This is a genomic window from Mycoplasma sp. 480, from assembly GCF_051353065.1.
Lineage (GTDB): Bacteria > Bacillota_I > Bacilli_A > Mycoplasmatales > Metamycoplasmataceae > Mesomycoplasma_A.
In genome coordinates this window covers 334,235-358,511 of sequence record NZ_CP195722.1, presented here as the reverse complement: position 1 = coordinate 358,511, position 24,277 = coordinate 334,235, and the positions used below count along the sequence as shown (strand labels likewise).

Below are 24,277 nucleotides of genomic sequence, written 5' to 3'. Positions count from 1 at the left end.
CTTTAATATTTTACCTTTGCATCTATATCATCTAAATCTGTTACTATATTTTTAGTTTGATCTAATCATTTTCTTAAAACTGTTTTTTGATTATTTCTTTTTATAGAAATTGTATCTATAATTCCTGTTCCAAAGGATAGTCCTTTTTCATTTTCATCTCCAAAATATCCACCTCAGAAAATTCCTACAACTTGTCCAAATTGATTTAATACAAGAGAACCACTCATTCCGTGACCACTATATATACCAGGTAAATGGATATTTTCTTTAAGAGAAGTATATTGTTTATTATCAATTTCTTGAATTCTGTAACTATCATTATCATATTTTAAATATGGTGATTGACTAACTTCTACATATTCATCACCACCTAAATAACCGGCGAATGTTAATTCCATTGGTAAAGGTAATAAGTTATTTTCACTATTAACTGATTTAGGAAAGTCAATTCTGTCTGTTATTAAAAAATTTAATTTGTGTTCATCATAATATTTAGCTTGATCTGGTTTAAATTGTTCTACATAAGTAGGTTTATTGAATATATTTCTTACAATCTTATCTTCTGGGAAAGTTACTTTTATAAGGGCAAAATCTGTATATTTGCCTTTTTCTGGAGAATTTTCTCCTAATGGAATAACTTCTAAATGTTTTCAAAATTCTTCAGCTTCTTTTGTTATATAAGGTGATTTGTTAATGTTGTAAGCATAAGGTTCATTTATTTTACGATCAAATCTTCTAAATACTTGCGAATATGACACTCCACTAGGAGTAATAGGGGTATTTATATGAGGTAAACTTCTATATTTTGAATTATAACTATAAGCAAATGAAGAAACTTTATCTTTATATTTTAATAAATCAGAAACCACATGTATATTAGTAGCTAAATAATATGTATTTGTATTTTTTTCTTTATCAAAAATTCAAGCTGTCCCACTTATAACTCTTGAAGTTTTAGCATTGTCATTAACAATATAATGAATGGATAATGTTCTAGATTTTAAATCATCTAAAATTTCTTCTTTGCTTTTAATTTGTCCATTTTCTGGAAAATCAACAGCAATATTATTTTTGTCAGAAGGATTTCCTTCAAAAGGAATATATAGTCTATTTTCATCGCCATTTCAATTTTTAATGACAAAATTTAAACTTTTATTAAAAATTTCAAATTTTGAAGAAGTTGAATAAAAGAATTTAGCATAATCTACTCCAAAAGGAGAAAATCTGTTTTTAAATTCATTGCTTTCAAAAAAATTCTGAATTTTGTCACCTATGGTTTCATATCTTAAGGTTTTATCACTAGAATTTAAACTACTTACTACTAAATCTTGTTTAGTTTCTATATTGTATGATTTATTTATATAATTTTTATTAATTTTTGTAAATTCAAAAATTTTGGAACTTATTGTATTAAAATTAAATACTTTAAAATTAAATACTTTTTGGATTTTTGAATTTTTTTCAGTTATCAGGATATCTATATTACCATCTTGATCATCGAGTGTTTGAGTTAATATTTTAAAATCAAATTCGTTAAAATTTACATTGTTATTCAAATTAAAAATTTGGTTAAAATTAGAAATTTTTGCAGCAGAAATTACAGATGGAAAAATATCATTAGCATTTTTATTTAATTTAAAATAATCAGTTACATTTTCATTAAATAAAATCGTTTTTTTATTCAATATTTCTTGTTCATCTTTAAAAGAAACATTATTAATAGTTATAACTTTTCCGTAGGAATAATCAGGAAATGAAGAGTGAGTAAGAGTGAAAATTATGCTAATTTTCTTTGTAATAGGATTATAAGTGTTATTGAGAACCTCTATTTTTGCTTTATAATTTTCATTTTCTTTTAAAATTATTTCTTTAGTTTTTGTTGATGAGTTTGTTTGAATATTAAATTTGGCATCATCTAAAGTAAAATAATCTAAAAAGTTTTCAGATGTAAGGGAATTATGATTTATTGAAGATAACTCTTGTAATCTTGTTAAAGATAAATTTTGTAAAGCATTATTAATTCTTGTTTTAAATCTGATGTCTCCTACTTTTGTAGATTTAAAACCAGAAACTATAAATTCTTTTTCTCCTGCGATAGTTTCTGTTCTTTTATACTTGCTTGTCATTTTAACTTTAATTGTTCCATTAAAGTCATCTGCACTATTTGGTACTTCTTCTAAATCAATATCAAATTTTTCTAAAATATCTGTGGTTTCTATATTCGGTTTTATTCTATAACTTAAATAACTTCTTAAATATGAAATATTATCTGGTTTTGAAATTTCACTTGGTAATATTTCATCTAAACCACTTTTTGCTTCAATGGCTATAAAATTATCAACACCATTATTTTGAATTTTAGTGTTGTTTCCATCGTTGTTGTTTATGAAGTCATCATAACTATTTTTTATAATGAAATAGGAACCAACAACTATTGAAATAACCGGGATTGCTATTATAGAAGATATTCCCAACCAAAAAAGTCCTTTTTTATTTTTCTTTTTATTTTTTTCCATTTTTCACTCTTTTTATGTATAATTTTTATTATTGGCTCATTGGTGAAATGGTAGACACAGGAGATTCAAAACCTCCCGCAAGAGATTGCATATCGGTTCAAGTCCGATATGAGCCACCATTTGTTTTTAAAACGCCTTTTTGAATAAAAAAGTTAGTTAGAGTAAAATTTCTCTTTTATTTCTAACTAACTTTTATTTTGAAATTTCTAAAATTTCAACTGAATATTTATCAGGAGCATCCACATCAACTTTTTCACCAACTGAATGATTTAAAACAGCTAAAGCTAATGGTGTTATATTGGAAATTTTTAATTCTTCAGGATTAGCATCCAAAGAACCTACGATTTGTACTTCAATAATATTTCCTTCATTTTCTTTATTTTTTGCTTCAAAAATTCTTAATTTAACTTTTGAACCAACAGAAACTACATTATTTTTTTCAACTTCAACAATTACTTTAGCTTTTGAAATAATATGTTCTAATTCTGTTATTCTTGCTTCAAGTAATCCTTGCTTTTCTCTTGCTGCATCATATTCAGCGTTTTCAGAAAGGTCACCTTGATTTCTAGCATCTTTAATATCTTCAATTACTTTAGGTCTTTCAACATTAATAAGATTGTGTAATTCTTCTTTAAATTGGTTTAAACGCTCTTGTGTTAGTAAAATTTCATTATCGTTTTTTTTCTTCATTTTGCCTCCAATTTATATTCAATTTTACCAAATTAAATAACTATTAATAAAAAAGTATTAGAAATTTTTATATAGTTATGTTTTAAATTTTTATTTTTAACAAATTCTTTGATTTCTTTTGTGAAACTTTTTTTATTTGTTTTCAAAACAAGCATTCTGTTTTCTTTTAATAAAGAAAGCATTTTATCTCATTCAATTTTATCATTAATATTTGCTGTATCTATGAAAACAAAATCTAATGAGCAAGAATCTAAAGAATCAATATTAAAATTATTAATATTCATATTAAATCTCTTTTGCAAGTCATTTATTTTGGAACTGCTTAAAAAGGAATTTAAATTTTGAAGTTGTTTATTAACTACATAAAATAAAAAACCTTTTTCTTCAACAAAAAGTAAATTTTTGTAATTATTTGCATCAATAGTATTCATAAAAAATTCAAATTCTTCTACCATTCACTCTGTAGCATCTTTTATTTCTTCTTGAATTTCTTCTTTAAGAAAATGTTTATTTTCTACTTCGAACTTTTTATTTTCTTCTTTATATTTTTGAATTTCTTTATTTGTATAAATTTTTAAAATAAAATAAATTAAAAATCCTATAAATAAAACAACAAACATAGAAGTAATTAGAATAATTTTTCAAATTTCCATATTATTCCTCTTCTAGTTCATATGAAAGAAATTTAAATATGTCTATTTTAGTATCATTTAAATAGAAATTTTCTTTATTTTCTTCAATGAAATCATCAAAAATATAATTAGCAATATCATATTCATCTTCTTCTAAATTGCTATAAATTCCTTTATCTTCGTCAAATTTCAAAACATTTATAGAGTTTTCTTCATCTAAGAAAAATATTAAATTTTCCCCAACAACATCATTAGAAAACAACATTGTTATTTTTTGGGAAATTTCTTTCCCTGTTTCATCAGTAAACATTAATTCTGTTTTTCTACTTTTATCATTTAAATCTATTTTCATATTATAACCTTATCAAATAATCTTCTAAAATTAGTTGTGCTGCTAATTTATCTTTACTTTTTTTTCTTTTTTTTCTTGATATGCCTGCTGAAATCATTATTTCTTCAGCTTTTTTTGTTGTTTCTCTTTCGTCAATTAAAATCACAGGTAAAAGAAAAGTTTTTTCTAATATGACTTTAAAATTCTCAACCATAATAGTTCTTTCACTTTTGTTTCCTGTCATTTTGAGTGGATAACCTAATACAAATGTATCAATTTCATATTCATTTAAATATTCACTTATTCTTTTAACTACTTTATCAAAATCATTTTCTTCAAACCTAAAATTTTCAAGTCCAGTTGCTAAAATGTTAAATGGATCACTTATTGCAAAACCACATGTTTTAGTTCCTAAGTCTAATGCTAATTTTCTCTTGTTCATTTAATTTTTCAATATAGAAATTATATTTTTCTCTGAATCTAAATTATTTTCTATATTTCCTTGAGCTAAAATTGAACTTCCACCACCAGAACCTTTTACAAATTTTAAAATTTTATTAAATAATTCTTTACAATCTTCTATTTTTGAACTTATAGTTAATAGTAATTTTTCATTTTTTGCAGAACCTAAAATAAATGTTATTTCTGGATTGTTTTCTCTTAAACTAGCTGCTAAATTTTTTATTGTGCTTGCTTCTAAATTTAAATTTATATAATATTTTTTATTATTAATTTCTATTGGGTTTATATCTAAATTTATGTCAATATTTTGTGAAGTTTTAGATATATTTTTAAAATCTTCTCTTGCTTTTTCAATTAATTCATTTACTTTTTTAAGTGTTTCTCTATCTCCGTTATTTTCAAAATCAGTTATTTTATAATTTGGTTCTATTTTTTGAATTTTATGACATAAATTATTATAAATTTCTTGATTCTTATCAATTTCTTGCTCAAAATATTTAGAAATCATTTTATTTGATGTTATAGCTTTAATTCTAAAAATCCCAGTTCCTTTATTTTCTACTGATACAATTTTAAAATCTTCTATTAAACTTGTATTACAAATATGGGTTCCACCACATAAATCGGTAGTAATGTTTTTGAATTCAACAAGTCTAACATTATTTTTATCCATATATTCAGCTTCTTCAAGCGTCATTATAGCATTCATTTTTTCTGCTTCTTTTATAGAAGTTTCTAAATATCTTCTATCAACTGAACTTTTAATGTAAGAAATAACTCTATTCTCGATTTCATCAATTTCTTTTTCTGATGGTTTTTTATCTAATGGGAAATCAAATGTTAATCTATTTTCATTATTATCTGAACCTAACTGCTTAATAAACATTCCATATTGTTCTCTTAATGACTTGAATAATAAGTGAGTACTTGAATGATTTCTTTCTAAATTTACTCTATTATCTTTATCAATAAATAATTCTACCTCTGATTTTTTGTTCAATTTTCCTTTTATAACATGGACATTATTTTGAAACTTATCTTTAAAAACTTCTATTACTTTAACTATGTTGTTATCTTGTTTTATAAATCCTTGATCATGTTTTTGACCACCGCCAGTTGCATAGAAAACAGTTTTATCAAAAATAACATAACTTAAATCTTCATCAGAAGTAAAATCAATTTCTTTTTCAGAAGAAGCTAAAAACTTAATTTTTGCTTTTAATTTACTATTTTCATAACCGACAAATTCAGATATTTTGCCTTTAATTAAATTTAAAGAATTTATAACTTTTTTCATCCCTTGTTTTTTCTCTCCACGAGAAATATCAGCATGTTCCTTTTTATATTTATCAAATTGAGAAATATCAAGTGATACGCCTTTTTCTTGAAGGATTTCTTGAGTTAATTCAATCGGAAATCCATATGTTTCAAATAATTTAAAAGCTACTGAAAAATCAAAATTTCCTTTATTTTTTTCTAATTCTTGATCTAAAAGTTTTTGTCCTTGTTCGATGGTTTGAGAGAATAACATTTCTTCATTTTTTATAATTGTTTCTACTTTTTTAACATCAATTTCATATGGTAAAGTATCTTTAACAATTTGAGTTAATTTATATAAAAAGGTTTTTTCTTTGATTCCAAGTTGTAAACCAGCTCTATAAGATCTTCTAATTAACCTTCTAATTATATAACCACGAGAAACGTTTGATGGTTTTACTCCATCATTTATAGCATTAACAACAGCTCTTATATGATCTGCAATAATTTTAAATTTAATATTAAAAAATTCTACTTCTTTATTTTTAATAAAATAGTTATTTGGATCATATTTATAAGAAGTCATTTTTTCAACTTCTTTAATAATTGGTAAAAATAAGTCTGTATCAAAATTAGTTGGAGCATCTTGTAAAATTGATACCAATCTTTCAAAACCAGCTCCTGTATCAATATTTTTTTGTGCTAACTCTGTATAGTTATTTTCACCATCATTATTAAATTGAGAAAAAACGATATTTCAAATTTCTATATATCTATCATTTTCGATATCTTCTTTTAATAATTCAATTCCTCTTGAATCAAATTTTTCACCTCTATCGAAAAAAATCTCAGTACATGGACCACAAGGACCAGAACCAATATCTCAAAAATTAGTCTTTCTTGTTCCTTTGATAATATGAGATTCATCAATTCCTAAAGATATTCATTTATTTTTAGTAATTTCATCCTCTTCAAAGTATGTAAAATATAATTTTTTTAAATCAAAATTTAAGCATTTAGTTAAAAATTCATAAGCATATTCGATTGCTTCTTCTTTAAAATAATCACCGATTGAAAAATTACCCAACATTTCAAACATTGTATGATGTCTTGTAGTATAACCCACATTTTCTATATCATTAGTTCTTAGTGATTTTTGAGAGTTAGTTAAACGATTTTTTGGTGGTATTTTCTTTCCTGAAAAATAATCTTTTAAAGTTGCTACACCTGAATTTATTCACAACAAAGAAGGATCATTAACTGGAACTAATGATTTTGTTTCTACAATTAAATGATTTTTTGATTCAAAAAATCTTAATCATTTTTCTCTTATTTCTTTTGATGTTAACATTTTATCTCCTTTATTATAAATAATCAATTTCCTTGTTTTTTCTGTATATTTTGTCTATGATTGCTCCTCCAAGACATTTTTCACCATCGTAAAATACCACTTGTTGCCCAGGAGTTACCGCTTCAGAACCTTGCGGATAAAAAACAGTTATATTTTCTTTATTTTCAGATATTTCTATTGTAACCGGAATATCTTCTTGTCTATATCTGAATTTAGCTGTGATGTTATTTGTATTAAAATCTCAATTATTTAAATTTAAATTTGTTGCTTTTAATTTATCTGATATTAATCATTCTTTTTCCGATGCTGGGGCTACATAAATAATCTTTTTCTCTATATTATGACCCACAACAAAGAAAGGCTCTTTCATACCACCAAGATGTAGCCCTTTTCTTTGTCCTAAAGTATAATACATAGCACCTATATGTTCACCAACAACCTTATTATTTCTTATATCAACAATTTGCCCTGGTTGAGAAGGGATGTAATTTTGCAAGAAATCTTGAAAATTCCTTTCTCCGATAAAGCAAATTCCTGTAGAATCTTTCTTTTTGGCAGTAATTAAACCTAATTTTTCAGCAATACTTCGAACTTCTTTTTTCTCTAAATTTGCAAGTGGAAATAATGTTTTAGAAATTTGAAAATTATTTAATTGAGCTAAAAAATAAGTTTGATCTTTTTCTTTATCCTTTGATCTAAATAAAAAACCATTTTCTGATTTTGCATAATGACCTGTAGCAATAAAATCGCCTTCAAATTCTTGTAAAACAAAATTTAAAAATTTGTCAAATTTTATATATTTATTGCATAAAATATCAGGATTTGGAGTTCTCCCTTTTTTATATTGTTCAATAAAGTCTTGAAAAACATATTCTCAATATTCTTCAATAAAGTCTTTTCTATATATTGGTATATTCAATTTTTTTGCAACTTCTTGAGCATCAGCTCAATCATTTTCTTGTGGACATTGTTCTTGATTATAATCATTGCCTAAAATATCATTATTTATTAATGAATCTCAATTTCTCATAAATACACCAATAACTTCATGACCTTGCTCCTTTAATAAGTGAGCTGCTACCGATGAATCTACTCCACCAGATAATCCTACAATAACTCTTGCCATAATAAAGACTATTATAATAAAAAATATTAAATTTAAGCCTATTTTGCTTAAATTTTTATATTTTTAATATTTTTCCCTTTCAAAAATTAAAACTTGATATTTTGATAACTTAATATTATTTTTATTATTTACTTTCAAGTTTGAACTTGAATATTTTAATTTATATTTTTCTAAATTTAAGATTGATCACTTGTTTTTATTTGTTAAATTAATAAGAATTAATATTTCAGTTCTAATAAAATTAATTTTATATTTTAAAATTGAAATGCTTGGAAAATTTAAAGAAATTTTTAAATTTTTAGAACTATCAAAATCGCTAAAAAATAATTTTTTAAATTTTAGTAATTTAATAATTCAATTTCATAAAGACTCTTCATTAGTAAAATTATCATATAAATTATTGCTTTTATAATTTTCAGGTTTTTTGAAATAATTTATTTCATTTTTATTAAATCCAAGCCCTTTATTTCCAAATCAAGCAAAAGATGTATTATTATTTTTAGCACTTAACTTTGATCTAACATTAAAATAAGATTCCGGTGTAACTCCTTTGTATTCTAAAAATCTTTTTCTATAACTAAAATCTTTTTCATTTAGTTCATCTTCGCTTTTGAAGATAATATTTTCCTGACCGATTTCATCTCCTTGAAAAAAATAATTATTATGATTATTTAAAATAAAAACAGAAAAAATCATTTTCTTAAAAGCAAGCATTTCTTCTTTGTCTTTGCAAGCACAAAGTCTAGATGCTATTCTCCCATAAAATTCATTATTCATTACAAAAGAAGTTTTTATATTAGTTTTCAATATTTTTCTAAAAAAAAGAAAGTTTTTTAATCAATTATACTTAGTTAAATAATCATTTGGATATTTTTTGTGAAGTCAGTATTCTGAATAATAATCTAAAAATAATTCATCAAATTTAAAATTTGATAATATATTCGTCTCTAAATTATGTTTATAAAAGGAAAAATCTAAAGAAGCAAAAATTTTAATTTTATTATTAATTAGTTTTATATTTTCAATTAAGTCGTTAATTATAATATGAGAATTTTCATTATAATTAATTTCTGGTTTATTTATATATAAAATATTTTTAAAAACTATGCCATCAATTCCTAATTGATTATAAAAATTAATAATTTCTTTAAATTTTTCTTTTTTTTCAGTTCTTAATCATTCTAAGTCAATAACTTTAGTTACATCTTTTTTCATTATAAACTCAGAAGTTTTACTAATTTCCTGTAAATCTTCTTTATTTTTGCTACTATAAATTGTTTTATAATTGCTAAAATTTTCAAAATATTTATCAGATTTTTTAAAATCAAAAACCATATTTACTTTTATATCTCTAGATTTAAAAATGCTTATCATTTCTTTAAAATCTAAAATATCTCCATAATGGATTTTAATAAATTTTGGATCTTTAATTTCTTCATAGTTATCTAAAATAGAAGGAATGATTATTTCATCGATTCCTAATTCTGAAAAATAGGATACTTTAGAAGATATCCCTTTATAATCCCCAACACCTGAAGATGTTGAATCATAAAATTTTGTATTTAATATTTCATAATAATTTTTTCTTATTTCGCTTCTCATTATAATAATAATTATATTTTAATTTGTTTAAAAATTATAAATAAATTAAAAATGTTTCAAAACCTTCCTTTTCTTGCATTTTTCCTGATTTTATTAAAAAATCTAATTCAGATAATTTTTTAATTATGTTAAAAACATACTTTTCATCTTTTCTATTATTTTTTAAAAATTCTTTTGCTTTTTTAATTCTAAAAGGATGAATTTTTATTTTCTCAGCAAGTTCTTTTTCACTAATTTTTTTATTGTCAAAATGAATAACTTGAAATAAAACATTAAAAAAAGAAAATATTTGACCAATTAAATTATTTATTGAAAAACCTTCAAGTGTTTTTTCTTTATAAACCTTTCAAATTTCCTCTATATTTAAATTTGATAAGGAATTTATTAATGCAAAATCATTGTCTAGATCAGTTAAAAAAACCAATTTTTGAATACTTGTTTTAGTAATTACTGTATTATAAATTAGCAATTTATCAATTTCTTTTGAAATAAACATTAAGTCATTTGGTAAAAGTGATGCTAAATATATTAAATCTAATTCTGAAATTTCTCCCTTTTTAGCTTTTATTATTTTTTTGATATATTCATTTTTTTCTTTAATATCTATTTTATTTAATTCTTTATGGAAAGAATTTGACAATAAAAATTTAAAGAGTGATGAATTTATTATTTTTCTCTCTTTTTTTTCAAAAAAACAACTAAAAATAATTACTTTTTCTTTATTTATTTTTATGGAATTTAATAAATCTATTAATTTATTTACTTCTGGATTTAAAAATAAATCAGTATCTTTTATTACTAAAACTTCTTCATTAATAAAAATGTCTTTAGAATCTATTTTTTCAAGCAATTGATCAAAAGAAATTCCAGAACAAATTGTGATTTTGTGGTTTGGTAATTTGGAAATAATTTTTTTTATTTCTCTATTTATTAAAAACTGTTCATTACCATAAAAAAAATACATTTTTACCCCTTTTCTTTATTTTTTTTAAAATTGATAATATTTAAAATTAAAAAATAATTACAAATAACAATTAATGATATTATAAAAGAAAAATTCAAATTTATATAATATTGATAAGGATAAAATCATTTAATTATATAAATAAATACCAACGAAATAAAGTCCAATATCTCCTTATTTCAAATAAATATAAAGGAAAAAATATAAAGAATTGAAATAATAGGACTGAAAACTACTGAATTTAATATAGATAAAATATTGTAATGTGTTAAATCTACGATGTTTATAATTAAAAAACCAATAATGTTGCTGCTAATTGAAATTAATAAAATATTAAGAAATTTATTTTTTATTTTAAACTCTAAAATAAAAAGAATATTTAAAGTTATTAAAAAAGTTAATATAAATGAGACAGAAAAAATAACATTAATATTTATAATTATAAAAATTAAAGCTATGAATATTAAAATTTCAATTCTATTAAATTTATTTTTCAATAATTTTAAATTTATATAATTAAAAATTATAAAAACAAAAGCACGTACACTTGAAATTGAAAAATCTAAAATCATTAAATAGACAAAACAAAAGAAAAAGAAAAAAATAAAAAATCAGATTTCTTTAATTTTCAAAAAATTAAAAATTTTCTTAATGAAAAGATTTATTAAACCAATATGAAATCCCGAAATAACAAATAGATGATAAATAGATAAATCTTTAATAATTTTAACTATTTCATTAGATTCATTTGTTTTTTCTCCAATCAAAAGCATTGGAACAATTTTTGCATAATTTTCTTTACCACTTAGTATATATTGTTTTATATTATCTAAAAAAGAAAAATGTTTTTCTTGAAAATTTAAATACAACACTTTTTGAACTTTGTATAAAATGTTTTTAGATTTTAAGAATAAATTTCAACTTAATTTTTCGTTATTATTTTCAATTTTTTCTATTTCTAATTTTGCATTATATAAAGCATTTTCCTGTATATCAGGATAATTAATAAGCACTTTTCTAGATTCAAAATCAAAAAAGAAACTTTTTTTCGATAGTTTATAAAATTGAATATTATTTTTTTCAATTACAAAAGTCTTTTTTTCACTATTTTGACTAAAAAATAAAATAAAAAAGTAAATGGTAAATAAAATTAAAAAGGTTATGTAAAGTTTTGATTTTATGTTTAAAAAATATATAAAAATGATTAAATTAAAAAATAAAAATAAATAATTTAAAAAAGTGAAACTTATTTGAAGAAAAATAATAAATATAATTAATAAAATTAAATCTCAAACTCTTCTTGCAGAATTTTTAGAGTTTTTTCACCTAATCCATTTATTTTTAAAAAATCTTCCCATTTTAGTTTTTCTGTATCTTTATCTTTTAAAAAAAGTATTATTTTTTTTATTATATTCATTCTTATACCAACTTTTTTAAACTCTTCTTCTGTAACTTTATTAATTTTTTTCTTTGTTTTATAATCAATAAAAGGAATAAAAATTTTTTTATTTTCAATAATTTTTTCTTCAAGATTTATTTTTTTAATATCTGCATTAGGTTTTAAATTAAATTTAAATAAAACATCTCTTAACTTAACCCCTTTATCGAAAAATAATCCGCCTTGATATGAAACAGCTCCTGAAATTTCTAAAAGAACTTTTTCTTTTTTTAAGAAATTTTTCTTGTTTTGTTGCTTATAAATAAAGAAAGAAACTCCGCCAACAAAAACTAAAGAAAAAAGCAACAAGGAAGATATAAAAAATTTTTTTCTTTTCTTAACCATATTAAATATTTCTTTTTTTGATAAAAAAGTCAAAAAAAGGAAAAAAATAGGAAAAATGCTTTTATTTTGCTAAAATAATATAGCATTGGTCAATTGCTGCAAATATATTGTAGAGGAAAGTCCGCGCTAGCACTATCTGAGATGATAGTAGTGTTCATGTTGGATCTAATAAATCCAAGCTTAGACGACAAGTGCCACAGAGACGAGCTTATTAAATTAAGGTGAAACGCGGTAAACTCCATGAGCTAGAAACCCAAATTAAGGTAGGGGAACTTTATTTTTTGAAATGAAAAAAAATAAAGAGGTTTTAAATCTAGATAAATAATTGACACTTTTATAAAGTACAGAACGCGGCTTATAGATGCAAAAAAACCAGTTTTTATTTAACTGGTTTTTCTTTTTGAATATTCACTAATAAGTCGCTTATAAAATTAAAAGAATTTTTTAATAAATAAGGACTTATTTTTCTTATTCCATATATTTCTTGTAAATCTACTAAAATTAATGTTTCATTATTCACAAATGCTTTTTTATAAGAAAAGAGTATTATATTTTTATCTCTTTCAAGTAAATTGGATACAAAACCCTTTAGTGCAAAATCATCATAAAAATTATCAAAAATGATATAAATATCATCATTTATAACATTATTTTCAATTATTACATTTGTATTAGAATTCAATATAATTTCTTTTCTTTTAATTTCAGAATAAAATTTTATAAATTCATTTACATTATAGTTATCTTCTCCTAATTTAAAAAGGTGAAATCTTGAATATTTTTCTAAAACTAAAAATATTTTTTGTAAATTTTTATAATTAGTCATTAATCCTTCAATTAAAAAATCTAAATCATACCCAATTACAGTCTTAAATAAAGCATCTCCAAAAGGATTTTTATCTTTTTCCTTTTGTTTTATATAGTTTTCAGTTACTGTTTTTCTAAATTCTTTATAATTTTCATAACCGATTTTCTTTACATAATGACTTATCGTACATGCTGTATTCATGAAAAATTGTTCAGCAAATTCCATTTGAGTTAATTTACAAAATAACTCAGTGTTATTTTCAATTCAATCTTCCATTTCATGCTCAGTTTTTGATAATCTAACTTCAACTTTATGTTTTACTACCATAATTAAATTTTATCATTTTATTGAATTTTTATGAAGATTTATTAACATATCATTAATTTTTTTGAAAATTTGTGAATTTTTTAAACTTTTTGAGTAACTAAATGGCGAAGGATGGGATGTTATTAAAATTATTTGATCTTCTAAATTAATTAATGGGATAACTTCTTCAGCCTTTTTACCCATAAATAAAAAAATTAGATTTTTTTGTTTATTTGAAATAAAGTTTAAAAAATTAAAAGTAAAAGTTTCTCAACCAATATGTTTATGAGAAAGAGGTTTTCCTTTTTCTACTGTTAAAATAGTATTTAGTAATAAAACACCTTGTTTAGATCATCTTTCTAAATTTCCATTTTCACTTTGAAAATCAGGATAACTATTTTTTATTTCTTTATATAAATTATTTAACGATGAGGGAATTCTTTTAGATTTGCTTGAAAAAGCCAAACCATCCGCAAAACCTTCTGTATGATAAGGATCTTGTCCTAAAATTATAACTTTTAAGTCATTAAAATTTGTAATTTCAAAAGCTTTGAAAATATCTTTATAATCAGGAAAAATAGTTGCTTTTTCATATTCTTTTTCAATTTTTTCACAAATATTCAAAAAATATTTTTTACTTTTTTCTTTTTTTAAAAAATTAAAAACTTCTTCTTGATTCAACATATTAAAATTATAAATAAAAAATAAAAATAACACTTTTTTTATTATAATTTAATAACTATGAGTAATAAAGAAAAGAATATTCAAAATATAATAAATCATTTAAAAAATTCAGGTTTTGTTTTTCAAGGTTCTGAAATTTATGGAGGTTTAGCAAATACTTGAGATTATGGTCCTTTAGGTGTTCTACTTTCTAAAAATATTAAGGACTTTTGATGAAGAGAATTTATAACTAAAATACCAGAAAATTATGGATTAGATTCTAAAATTTTAATGAATCCAAAAGTTTGAGAAGCATCAGGTCATGTTTCAAATTTTTCCGATCCATTAATAGAAAATAAAAAAAATAACAAAAGATATAGAGCTGATCACATTATGGAAGAACTTTTTCCAGAAATAAATGTCAATAAATTATCAAATGAAGAAATTACAAAACACTTAAGAAATAACGTTAAAAACTATGATAATAGTGAAACAGATTGAGGAGAAATTAAACAATTTCACCTTATGTTTGAAACTCATCAAGGAGTTGTAGTAGATAAAAAAGATAAAATTTATTTAAGACCTGAAACAGCACAAGGAATTTTTGTTAATTTTAAAAATATACAAAGAACAATGAGAGCGAAAATTCCTTTTGGAGTAGGACAAATTGGTAAATCCTTTAGAAATGAAGTAACTCCAGGAAATTTTATTTTTAGAACTAGGGAATTTGAGCAAATGGAACTTGAAATTTTTAGTTCTCCAGAAGATTCACTAGCAATATACAAAAATTATTTAGAAAAAGTGTGAGCTTTCCTTTTAAATATAGGAATTAAGAAAGAATCTATTAAATTTAGGGAACACTCTAAAGAAGAGTTAGCTCATTATTCTCAAGCAACAAGTGATGTAGAATTTTTATTCCCTTTTGGTTGAGGTGAATTACTCGGAGTTGCACATAGAGGTGATTTTGATTTAACATCACACAGTAATTTTTCAGGAGAAAAATTAGAATATTTAGATCCAGTAACTAATAAAAAATACATTCCGCATATTATCGAACCTTCTATTGGGATGGATAGATTACTTTTAGCTTTAATTGTAGATGCCTATGAAGAAGAAAATATAGAAAATAATGATACAAGAATAGTTTTAAAATTAAATAAAGATATCGCCCCATATAAAGTAGCAGTTCTTCCTCTTGTTAAAAAATTATCAAAAGAAGCAATGGAAATTTTTAATTCATTAATAGAAGATAATATAAGTGCTTCATTCGATGAAAGTGGAACTATTGGTAAAAGATATCGTCGTCAAGATTCAATAGGAACTTTTTATTGTATAACTTTTGACTATGATTCTTTAAACGATAATAAAGTAACTATTAGAAACAGAGATACAATGCAGCAAGAGAGAATTTTCATTGCAGATATTAAAAAATATATTAAATAAATTAGGAAGGTAAATGAATAAAGAATTAGTAAATAAAATAATAACTGAATTGGATATAATTTCAGTTATTTCCAGTTTTTTACCTTTAGAAAAAAGAGGAAATAACTATTTGGCCATATGTCCATTTCACCAAGATAGCAAACCATCATTAACTATTTCTCCTTCTAAAAAAATTTTTAAATGTTTTAGTTGTCAAGAATCAGGAAATGTTCTAGATTTTGTAATAAAATTTAATAATTTTTCTTTTACCAACGCACTAAAATACTTAAACGAAAATTTTAACTTAAATTTGAATTTGGATGAAATGTCTTCTTTTGAAAATAAACCCCTATATAATGAGTTTGAACAAAAATTAATTAAAGCAAATGAAGATGCCAATATGTTATTTAAATTGTTCTTATTAAATCAACAAAAAAGTAATTTTGAAATTTCCAGTTTTATTCAAAATCGCTTTATAAATGACGAAATAATAAAGGTTTTTGAATTAGGTTTCGCTCCAAATGATAATAAAATTATTGAACTTTTATCTTTAAAAAATAACCAAAAAGACATATTAATTAATGCATCACTTATAACTGAAAACGAAAACTCTTTTTTTAAAAACAGAATTATGTTTCCTATAAAAAATCAATTTGGAAACATTGTAGGATTTTCAGGAAGAGTTATTTCTGATAAAAGTAATCAAGTTAAATATTTAAATTCAGCTCAAAATAAAATTTTTTCAAAATCAAAAATACTCTTTAATTATAAAAATGCGATTGATTTTTTAGGAACAAAAAATGAATTAATAATTTGTGAAGGATTCATGGATGTTATCGCTCTTTATAAAGCAAACATAAAAAATGCCGTTGCATTAATGGGTACTGCTTTAACTGAAGAACATATTAAATTGTTGCTAAACAAACATGTAATTCTACTTTTAGACGGCGATAAAGCTGGTGTAGAAGCTACTAAAAAATCTCTAAAAATTTTATTAAAAAATAATATAAAAGTAGAAATCATTAAAAATGATACAAACTATGATCCAGATGAATATTTAAACATTTTTGGACAAGAAAAACTCAAGGAAATGCTTAATAATAGAATATCACCCCTTTCTTTTTTATATAAAGAAATGATTATTAATGTAGATAAAAATGATTTTATATCAGTTGATAATTTTATAAAAGACTTTAAAGATTTTTTAGTTTTAGCTGATTATAAAGAAAAATCCTTTATTTTAGAAAAAATTGAAAGAGAATTAAACATAAATCCTAAAATTTTTAATCTCCAAAACAATGAAATAAAATACAAAAGTTTTTCAAATTATAATCAAAACCCAAATAAACAAAAAAAAGTATTAAATTTAGAGAGTAATGTAGAAAAAATAAGAAAACAAATAATAACTTCCATTTGTCTTATAGAAGAGATTGAAAAAAATTTTATGCAAAATTCTGAAAAATTCAATCTTCTTGTTTCTGATAAAAAAAATATTAATAAAATTCTTAAATATAAAACAGTTCAAGAAAAAACACAAGCTCTAAATGAAAGTCAATTATTTATAGAAACTTATGCAAAAGATCTTAATGATTTAAATGTTTTAATTAACAATTACAAAAAAATCAATGAAAAAATAAAAGTATTCAAGATACAGAATATAATAAAAGAATTAGAAAAAGAAAAAGAAAATTGTTCCGATATAGATGAAAAAGAAAAAATTGATGAAAAAATTTTATCATTTATTTCATTATTGAATAAATAAAATCATTTTTATGGTATAATTTTTTATACTTTTTAATTGATAAATTTAATTAAAATCTAAAAAACTTAAGGTGACAAATGGCTAAAGATAAAAACTTATCAAATTCATACACAACAATTATAAATGCATTACAAAAAGAGTTAGCAAGACAAAAAAAGAAGAAAAAAGATAAAACTTTTCTTACTCAAGATGAAGTTTTTAAATTTTTATATGCAAAAAAACTTTCTATAGATGAAGATGAAGCAATGGACTTGCTTCCAGTTTTAATTTCTGAAAAAATCTTAAATGACGAAAGTGATAAAGGTGATTTTGACGAAATAAATGAAAAAGAGATAGAAAAAGAAATATCTAAATCTAAAAAAAGAACTAAAAATAAAAAGATATCTGATGAAGATGTTGATTTTGATGATATCGATGAAATTGATGATTTAGAATTAAAAGATTATGATTCTGATGATGTTTTATCTATGGAAGATGATGAAATTTTTGAAGAAGATTTTAACTTAAACGATTCTCAATACAGAAATAAACTAACCGAAACTAATGATATTATAAAATGATATATGCGTTGAATTGGTAAATATGGAAAATTATTAAGCCAAGATGAAGAAATTGCTCTTGCTAAGCAAATTAAAGAAGGTGGTAGAAAAGGTAGAAAAGCTCGTCACACATTAATTAATAGAAATTTAAGACTGGTTATAAATAATGCCAAAAAATACAAAAATAGGGGTTTATCCTTTATAGATTTAATTTCTGAAGGTAATTCAGGGATTTTAAAAGCCGTTCAAAAATATGAATTTGAAAAAGGATATAAATTCTCAACCTATGCAACTTGATGAATTAGACAAGCAATAACAAGGGCAGTTGCTGATCAAGCAAGAATCATAAGAGTTCCTGTTCATATGGTAGAAACAATTAATAAATTGACTAAAATTGAAAGAGAATTACATCAAAATTTAGGAAGAATACCAACAGATGAAGAGATTGCTGAAAAAATGGAAGATGATTTTACAGCTGAAAAAGTTCAATATATTAGAAAAATTAATATTGATCCAATTTCATTAGATAAACCAATTGGTAAGGAAGATGATTCATTCTTTTCTGACTTCATAAAAGATGAAACTGTAATTTCTCCTGTTGATTTTGCTTCAGGAAAAGAATTGGAACAAATTTTAAAAGAAATGCTTCATAAAAATCTAGATGAAGATGAAAGAATCTTAATAATGAAAAGATTTGGTGTTGGTGAAAACGAACACGGAGAAAGATATAGAATACATAGTTTAGAAGAATTAGCTAATGAAAAAGGTGTTTCAAAAGAAAGAATAAGACAAATTGAATCAAAAATTTTAAGAAAATTAAAAATAACTCAGAAAAAAAGAAAATTAAAAGATTATTACCAAGGTGAATAATTCAAAAGAATTTTCTTTATTTCTTGATTCAATTTTCCCTCAAAATTCTAAAGAAGATTGAGATAAGGTAGGGTTTTCATACTTTTTTGATAATCAAATTTCTAAAGTTCTCATTTGTTTAGATTTAACTAAAAAAGCATTAGATTATGCGATAAAAAACAATTTTAATTTTATTTTAACTTATCACACTTTTCTTTTTTATAAAGGATATTTAAAAAACACTTTTGAAAAAGAACCTTACAAAAAATCAATGCATAAATTAATAAAGAAATATAAAATTAATGTTTTTTCAATTCATACCAATTTGGATTTTTTACCAAATAGCGGTGTTAAATCTATACTTGAAAAAATCAATTTAGAAGGTGATTTAACTCCTGTAAATAAATTTAATTCTATTGTTAATTTAAAAAGCGAAATCTCTTTTTTTGAATTGATAAACAAAATTAAAAATATGCTAAATTTAAATAATTTGCAAACAAATTTGCAAAAAAATAAAAAAATTAAAAAAATTGTAATTTTGCCAGGAGCTGCTGGTATTGAAAATATATTAGAAACTTATAAAGTAATTAAAAATAAAGCTCTTTACATCACTTCAGACTTAAAATGAAATGAATTGTTAACAATCAATAATCTAAAAATTGATTTATTGGTAGTTCCGCACTCAATTGAAAAAGCAAATATTGATTTTATGTATAAAATAATAAAAAAATCTTTAACCAATTTAAAAGTAGAAAAATATTTGGAAAATGAATTTATAATAAATATATAATAATTTAAAAATTAAAAGGAAAAATATGATTAAATTAGGATCACACGTTTCATTCAAAAAACCCAATTACTTATATGGAGCAATTGAAGAATCTATAAAAAATGGTGCAAATTGCACAATGATTTATTTAGGAGCACCACAAACAACTTTAAGAACAAATGTTTCTAACTACAAACTATTTGAATATTTAAAAGTCTATAAAGAAATAATAAAACCAGAAGACATAGTGGTACATGCACCATATATAACTAATCCAGCAAATCCTGAAAAAGCTGATTTTGCTAATAAATTTTTAATAGAAGAAATAGAAAGAATGAATTATATAGGTGCTAAATATTTAGTTTTACACCCTGGTTCCCATACTACATTTTCTAGAGAAGAATCACTTAAACAGTTAATTAAATCCCTAACTTTTATTTTAAATAATACAAAAAATGTAGAAATTATACTTGAAACTATGTCTGGAAAAGGTTCTGAAGTAGGAATTAACTTTGAAGAATTACTTTTTGTTTTGAATGAAGTGAATAATCCCAGAACAGGAATTTGCATTGATACCTGTCATATTTGAGATGCAGGTTATAATTTGGAAAATTATGACGAATTTATAAATGAATTAAAACAAAAAAATATTTTAAAACATTTAAAAGTTATTCATCTCAATGATTCGAAAAATCCTTTAAATTCGCACAAAGATAGACACGCAAACATTGGAGAAGGTTTTATTCCTAAAGAAATTCTTAAAAAAATTGTACACGATCCTTTATTTGATAATATACCTATTATATTAGAGACTCCTTGAAAAGAAGAAGGACCAATTTATGATAAAGAAATTGCTTTTCTGCTAGATAAAGAAAATAAAAATAACTAGGTTTTACCCTAGTTTTCTTTTATCAAAATTTCTGCTGCCTTACAGATCATAGCAGCATTATCAGTGCAATATTCCAATTTAGGAATTATAGAATTTGAATGTAGTTTAACAAATTCATTTCTTAAATGTTTATTAGCAGAAACTCCACCTGCAAGAACTATAGAATTAGGTTGAAATTCTTCAATTGCCATTTTTGTCTTTTCTATTAAATAATCAACAATAGTTTTTTGAAAAGAATAAGCTATTTCTTCAACAGGAACACTTAATCTTCTATTTTCAAAGTTATTTATAATATTTATAACTTGTGTTTTTATACCACTTAAAGAAAAATCGTATTTTCCTTCCGTTTTTGGTTTTGAAATTTTTATATTATTAACAAATTGACTTTGTTTGCCTATATTATCAAAATATATTTTATCAATAATTGGTCCGCCAGGAAAGGATAAATTTAATTTTCTAGCTATTTTATCATATGCCTCACCAACTGCATCATCTAAAGTTTCGCCAATTATTTCTATTTGCTTAGGATTTTTAGCATATAAAATTTGAGTATGTCCCCCAGAGACTAAAAGTGAAATAGCTGGATAAATTATTTCATTATCTATTGCACCTGAAAAAAAATGACCATTTAAATGATTTATCGGAAATAAAGGTTTATTTAAAATTAATGAAATTGCTTCTGCAAATAATTTCCCTATTTGCAAAGAACCAATTAAACCAGGTTCTTTTGTAAATGCTATATAATCTATTTTATTTAAGTCTATTATCTTTTTTATTTCTTCTAAAATAATAGCTATATTATTAACATGTTCTCTTGAAGCGATTTCCGGAATTGTACCTCCATATTTAGCATGAATTTTGATTTGACTAAATGTAATATTAGAAAGTATTTTACCGTTTTTTAAAATAGCTACAGATGTGTCATCGTGTGAAGTTTCTATACCTAATATTGTCATTTTTCTTTATTTTTCCTTTATTTTATTCAAATATTCTTTTAATTTTTGTTCATTTTTATTATTACCAAATTCAAAAAATTTATTGTTTTTTATTTCTGAAGGTAAATATTGTTGATCAACATAATTATTTAAAAAATCATGTGGATATAAATAATTTACCCCGTGATTAAATTTTTTAGCACTTTTATAATGAGAATCTTTTAAATGATCTGGAATTTCATATATTTTGCCAGTATCAATTAATTCAGAAACTTTTTGCATCGCTTGATAAGTTGAATTGCTTTTTGGACTTAATGCCAATTCAATAATGATAGTAGAAAGTGGTAATCTAGCTTCAGGCATTCCGAGTCTTTCTGCTGAATTAATTGCTGCCATAACTTTCAAAGAAATATTAGGATGAGCAAGACCTATATCTTCATATGCAACACAAAGCATTCTTCTATATAAACCATCAAAATCTCCGCTTTTTATAATTAACATACCATAATATAAAGCTGCATTAGGATCGCTTCCTCTTAATGATTTATGAAAAGCACTTAAATTATTATAATGTGAATCAGCGTTTTTGTCACTATAAAAATTAACATTTGGTAATAATTTTTCAACAATTTCTTCACTTAAAGGTTCATTTTTACTTAAAGTTAAAACAAAATCTAAATTTCTAAAAATAGTTCTTATATCAAAATTTGATAAAAATATTATTTTTTCTATAATTTCTTTTGCTAAAATGAAGCTTTTTGAATGAAAAAAATTTATTATTTCTTCCAAAGAAGGCTTGTTGAATTTTAAAATTTGCATTCTGCTTCTAATTGCTGGATTGATTTTAAAATATGGGTTTTCTGTTGTTGTTGCATAAATTATAATTTGGTCTTTTTCCAAATAACTTAAAAGTAAATCTTGTTTATCTTTATTTAAACGATGAATTTCATCAATAATCAAAATGTCATTATTTTTAATTTTCTCTAAAAGCGAATCTTTATTTTCTATAGTTGCATTAAATGTAGTGTATTTTAAATTAAGCTTTAAAGCTAAAACATTTGCAACTGATGTTTTTCCAATTCCGCTTTCTCCATAAAAAATAAAAGATGTTCTGTTTTTTAATTCAATTACTCTATTTAAAAGAAATTTAATATGCTCTTGACCTATAATTTCATCCAGTGTTTCTGGTTTAAATTTTTTCAAATCTAATTTTTTATTCATAAATTTTATCTATTTTTTTTGTTATTTTTTGAATAGCAAAATTTTCTATTTTATTTTTTACTGTGTTTAGGTGAATATCAACCACTAAACTAATAGATTCTTTTATTTCTTTTGCGTTTTTTTCTATTGTTTCTGCGTTTTTTAAGATTTTTTCAGTTTGTGTTCTTATGTGTTTAAGAGAATTATCTAAAATTTCATTTTTCATTTTATCAAATTGTTCTAAAATATCCTTTTTTTCTTGGAAAGTTATTTCAGCATCTGCTATTTTTTCTCTTTCCATTATAAAATGTTTAAGTAATGATAAAAAGGGAATTAAATATGCAGGTCTTATAACATACATATTTTCATAATCAAATACCTTAGAAATTAAAAAATCCTTTTCTGGTTCTAATTCGCTAACCAGAATAGCGAAATCAGCTTGTTTTTTAGTTTGGTCTCTTTTTAATTTATCATAATAATCAGAATTCTTTTTATTACCTGTTTCACCTTGACTTTTTGCTTCTATTATTATTTTTCCTAATAATTTTTTATTATTATTTCTACTATAAATATCATATAAAAAATCTGCTTTAGTATGATCTTTAACTTCATTATCTTTATAAAAAGAACAGTTGTTATCAAACGAAAGATTTTCAGAAGCTTGAGAAATTATTCAATTTTCTAAATCTTCACCGATAAGTTTTATATTTACATTTTTTTTCCTTTGTAAATCATTTATAGTAGTTTTTAGTTCAGTGTTTTCCTTAATTCATTTTTGTATTTCATTAGAATGTTGAATTTCTTTTTTAGTCATTTCTACTTGTGATTCACTTTGCATATTAAGTTTAATATTTTTCATTCTTTCTACTAAAGTTGCATTTTCTTTTCTTATGTTTTGCAATGAATCAATTAATTCAAGATATTCAAGAGATTTTTTATATTCATTTATAGTCTTAATTTCAGCATTAACTAATTCATGTTGTAATTGTGTTTTTTCTTTGATTAAATTCTCTTTTTCAGCAACTAAATTATCGATTTTCTTTATTTTTTCTGTAAATTCTTCATTATTTCTAAAATCTTCTATAGCTCTTAAAGAAGCGTTTTCTAATTCTTGTTTGTGATTTTTGATTATATTATTTTTTTCGTTTAAATCATTTTTTAAATTAATGAATTCTTCACTAGTTTTATACTCTAAAAGTGCTTGGTTTTTAGCTGTATTAAATAAATCATCGTCTATTTTTAAACGCACTTCATTTAAATAATTTTCTACACCTTCATCCTTATATTCATCTATAAAGAAAAAATCTCCTTTTTTTGCATCTTCCAAGATTTCAAATTTGATTCTTGGCTCATGTTCTATAATTCTAACTTTTATTTTATTTCCCATTTTTTTGCCTTTCTATATATAAATAATATTATAT

The 24,277-nt window shown here is 22.7% G+C and carries 21 protein-coding genes, 1 tRNA gene and 1 other RNA gene; 7 read left to right on the top strand and 16 right to left on the bottom strand.

Features of this window, described 5'->3' with window-relative positions:
• Positions 1-2: 2 nt before the first annotated feature.
• The gene (locus ACR34G_RS01675; protein ID WP_436359074.1) at positions 3-2,516 is read right to left on the bottom strand and encodes a DUF31 family putative serine protease; all 2,514 of its coding nucleotides are present in this window, start codon (positions 2,514-2,516) and stop codon (positions 3-5) included.
• A 33-nt stretch (positions 2,517-2,549) separates the two neighbouring features.
• Here ACR34G_RS01675 and ACR34G_RS01670 point away from each other — a divergent pair.
• Positions 2,550-2,635, top strand: a tRNA-Leu gene (locus tag ACR34G_RS01670).
• A 73-nt stretch (positions 2,636-2,708) separates the two neighbouring features.
• Here ACR34G_RS01670 and greA read toward each other — a convergent pair.
• From greA to ACR34G_RS01620, 10 genes are read right to left on the bottom strand one after another with little or no spacing between them, the layout of a single operon-like run.
• The gene (gene greA, locus ACR34G_RS01665) at positions 2,709-3,206 is read right to left on the bottom strand and encodes a transcription elongation factor GreA (RefSeq protein ID WP_436359073.1); all 498 of its coding nucleotides are present in this window, start codon (positions 3,204-3,206) and stop codon (positions 2,709-2,711) included.
• A gap of 32 nt (positions 3,207-3,238) precedes the next feature.
• Positions 3,239-3,859 (bottom strand): BC85_0335 family putative methyltransferase, encoded by a 621-nt coding sequence (locus ACR34G_RS01660; RefSeq protein ID WP_436359072.1) that lies wholly within the window; start codon positions 3,857-3,859, stop codon positions 3,239-3,241.
• Position 3,860: 1 nt separating this feature from the next.
• Entirely contained in the window at positions 3,861-4,190 is a 330-nt protein-coding gene (locus ACR34G_RS01655) for a hypothetical protein (protein ID WP_436359071.1), read from the bottom strand.
• Position 4,191: 1 nt separating this feature from the next.
• On the bottom strand, positions 4,192-4,611 hold the full coding sequence (gene ruvX, locus ACR34G_RS01650; protein WP_436359070.1) for a Holliday junction resolvase RuvX: 420 nt from the start codon (positions 4,609-4,611) through the stop codon (positions 4,192-4,194).
• Positions 4,612-7,239 carry an alanine--tRNA ligase gene (gene alaS, locus ACR34G_RS01645; protein ID WP_436359069.1) on the bottom strand — a complete coding sequence of 876 codons (2,628 nt, stop codon included), beginning with the start codon at positions 7,237-7,239 and terminating at the stop codon, positions 4,612-4,614.
• A gap of 13 nt (positions 7,240-7,252) precedes the next feature.
• Positions 7,253-8,368, bottom strand: a complete 1,116-nt coding sequence (gene mnmA / locus ACR34G_RS01640) for a tRNA 2-thiouridine(34) synthase MnmA (protein ID WP_436359215.1) — start codon at positions 8,366-8,368, stop codon at positions 7,253-7,255.
• Between the two features lie 60 nt (positions 8,369-8,428).
• Complete coding sequence (locus ACR34G_RS01635; protein WP_436359068.1) at positions 8,429-9,967, bottom strand: alpha-amylase family glycosyl hydrolase; 1,539 nt, start codon at positions 9,965-9,967, stop codon at positions 8,429-8,431.
• A gap of 34 nt (positions 9,968-10,001) precedes the next feature.
• Positions 10,002-10,931 carry a DNA polymerase III subunit delta gene (gene holA / locus ACR34G_RS01630; protein ID WP_436359067.1) on the bottom strand — a complete coding sequence of 310 codons (930 nt, stop codon included), beginning with the start codon at positions 10,929-10,931 and terminating at the stop codon, positions 10,002-10,004.
• Positions 10,932-10,933: 2 nt separating this feature from the next.
• Positions 10,934-12,289 carry an MAG0480 family ComEC-like protein gene (locus tag ACR34G_RS01625; protein ID WP_436359066.1) on the bottom strand — a complete coding sequence of 452 codons (1,356 nt, stop codon included), beginning with the start codon at positions 12,287-12,289 and terminating at the stop codon, positions 10,934-10,936.
• Positions 12,214-12,714, bottom strand: coding sequence for an MAG0490 family ComEA-like DNA-binding protein (locus tag ACR34G_RS01620; RefSeq protein WP_436359064.1), 501 nt, complete (start codon positions 12,712-12,714; stop codon positions 12,214-12,216). The genes ACR34G_RS01625 and ACR34G_RS01620 overlap by 76 nt, the downstream gene beginning before the upstream one ends.
• Positions 12,715-12,795: 81 nt before the next feature.
• Here ACR34G_RS01620 and rnpB point away from each other — a divergent pair.
• Positions 12,796-13,077: RNase P RNA component class B (gene rnpB, locus ACR34G_RS01615), an RNA gene on the top strand.
• A 16-nt stretch (positions 13,078-13,093) separates the two neighbouring features.
• On the opposite strand, the gene ACR34G_RS01610 is transcribed toward rnpB, so the two are convergent.
• Both ACR34G_RS01610 and ACR34G_RS01605 read right to left on the bottom strand, forming a co-directional pair.
• Positions 13,094-13,849: a hypothetical protein gene (locus ACR34G_RS01610; RefSeq protein WP_436359063.1), complete on the bottom strand. Its 756-nt coding sequence runs from the start codon at positions 13,847-13,849 to the stop codon at positions 13,094-13,096.
• A 9-nt stretch (positions 13,850-13,858) separates the two neighbouring features.
• The gene (locus ACR34G_RS01605; RefSeq protein WP_436359061.1) at positions 13,859-14,512 is read right to left on the bottom strand and encodes a uracil-DNA glycosylase; all 654 of its coding nucleotides are present in this window, start codon (positions 14,510-14,512) and stop codon (positions 13,859-13,861) included.
• A 57-nt stretch (positions 14,513-14,569) separates the two neighbouring features.
• On the opposite strand from ACR34G_RS01605, the gene ACR34G_RS01600 reads away from it, so the two are divergent.
• The 5 genes from ACR34G_RS01600 to ACR34G_RS01580 all read left to right on the top strand — a co-directional run bounded on the left by ACR34G_RS01600 (position 14,570) and on the right by ACR34G_RS01580 (position 20,721).
• Complete coding sequence (locus tag ACR34G_RS01600) at positions 14,570-15,934, top strand: glycine--tRNA ligase (protein ID WP_436359059.1); 1,365 nt, start codon at positions 14,570-14,572, stop codon at positions 15,932-15,934.
• Between the two features lie 13 nt (positions 15,935-15,947).
• Complete coding sequence (dnaG, locus tag ACR34G_RS01595) at positions 15,948-17,675, top strand: DNA primase (protein WP_436359057.1); 1,728 nt, start codon at positions 15,948-15,950, stop codon at positions 17,673-17,675.
• 77 nt (positions 17,676-17,752) lie between these two features.
• Positions 17,753-19,084, top strand: a complete 1,332-nt coding sequence (locus ACR34G_RS01590) for an RNA polymerase sigma factor (RefSeq protein ID WP_436359056.1) — start codon at positions 17,753-17,755, stop codon at positions 19,082-19,084.
• Complete coding sequence (locus ACR34G_RS01585; RefSeq protein WP_436359054.1) at positions 19,077-19,853, top strand: Nif3-like dinuclear metal center hexameric protein; 777 nt, start codon at positions 19,077-19,079, stop codon at positions 19,851-19,853. The genes ACR34G_RS01590 and ACR34G_RS01585 overlap by 8 nt, the downstream gene beginning before the upstream one ends.
• Before the next feature lie 25 nt (positions 19,854-19,878).
• Positions 19,879-20,721: a deoxyribonuclease IV gene (locus tag ACR34G_RS01580; protein ID WP_436359053.1), complete on the top strand. Its 843-nt coding sequence runs from the start codon at positions 19,879-19,881 to the stop codon at positions 20,719-20,721.
• A gap of 8 nt (positions 20,722-20,729) precedes the next feature.
• Here the strand turns inward: ACR34G_RS01580 and tsaD are convergent, their stop codons facing one another.
• The 3 genes from tsaD to ACR34G_RS01565 are packed head-to-tail and all read right to left on the bottom strand — an operon-like array spanning position 20,730 to position 24,243.
• Positions 20,730-21,677 carry a tRNA (adenosine(37)-N6)-threonylcarbamoyltransferase complex transferase subunit TsaD gene (tsaD, locus tag ACR34G_RS01575; RefSeq protein WP_436359051.1) on the bottom strand — a complete coding sequence of 316 codons (948 nt, stop codon included), beginning with the start codon at positions 21,675-21,677 and terminating at the stop codon, positions 20,730-20,732.
• 6 nt (positions 21,678-21,683) lie between these two features.
• Complete coding sequence (locus tag ACR34G_RS01570) at positions 21,684-22,877, bottom strand: replication-associated recombination protein A (protein ID WP_436359049.1); 1,194 nt, start codon at positions 22,875-22,877, stop codon at positions 21,684-21,686.
• Complete coding sequence (locus tag ACR34G_RS01565; RefSeq protein WP_436359047.1) at positions 22,870-24,243, bottom strand: DUF2130 domain-containing protein; 1,374 nt, start codon at positions 24,241-24,243, stop codon at positions 22,870-22,872. Before ACR34G_RS01565 ends, ACR34G_RS01570 begins: the two co-directional genes overlap by 8 nt.
• Between the last annotated feature and the right edge of the window lie 34 nt (positions 24,244-24,277).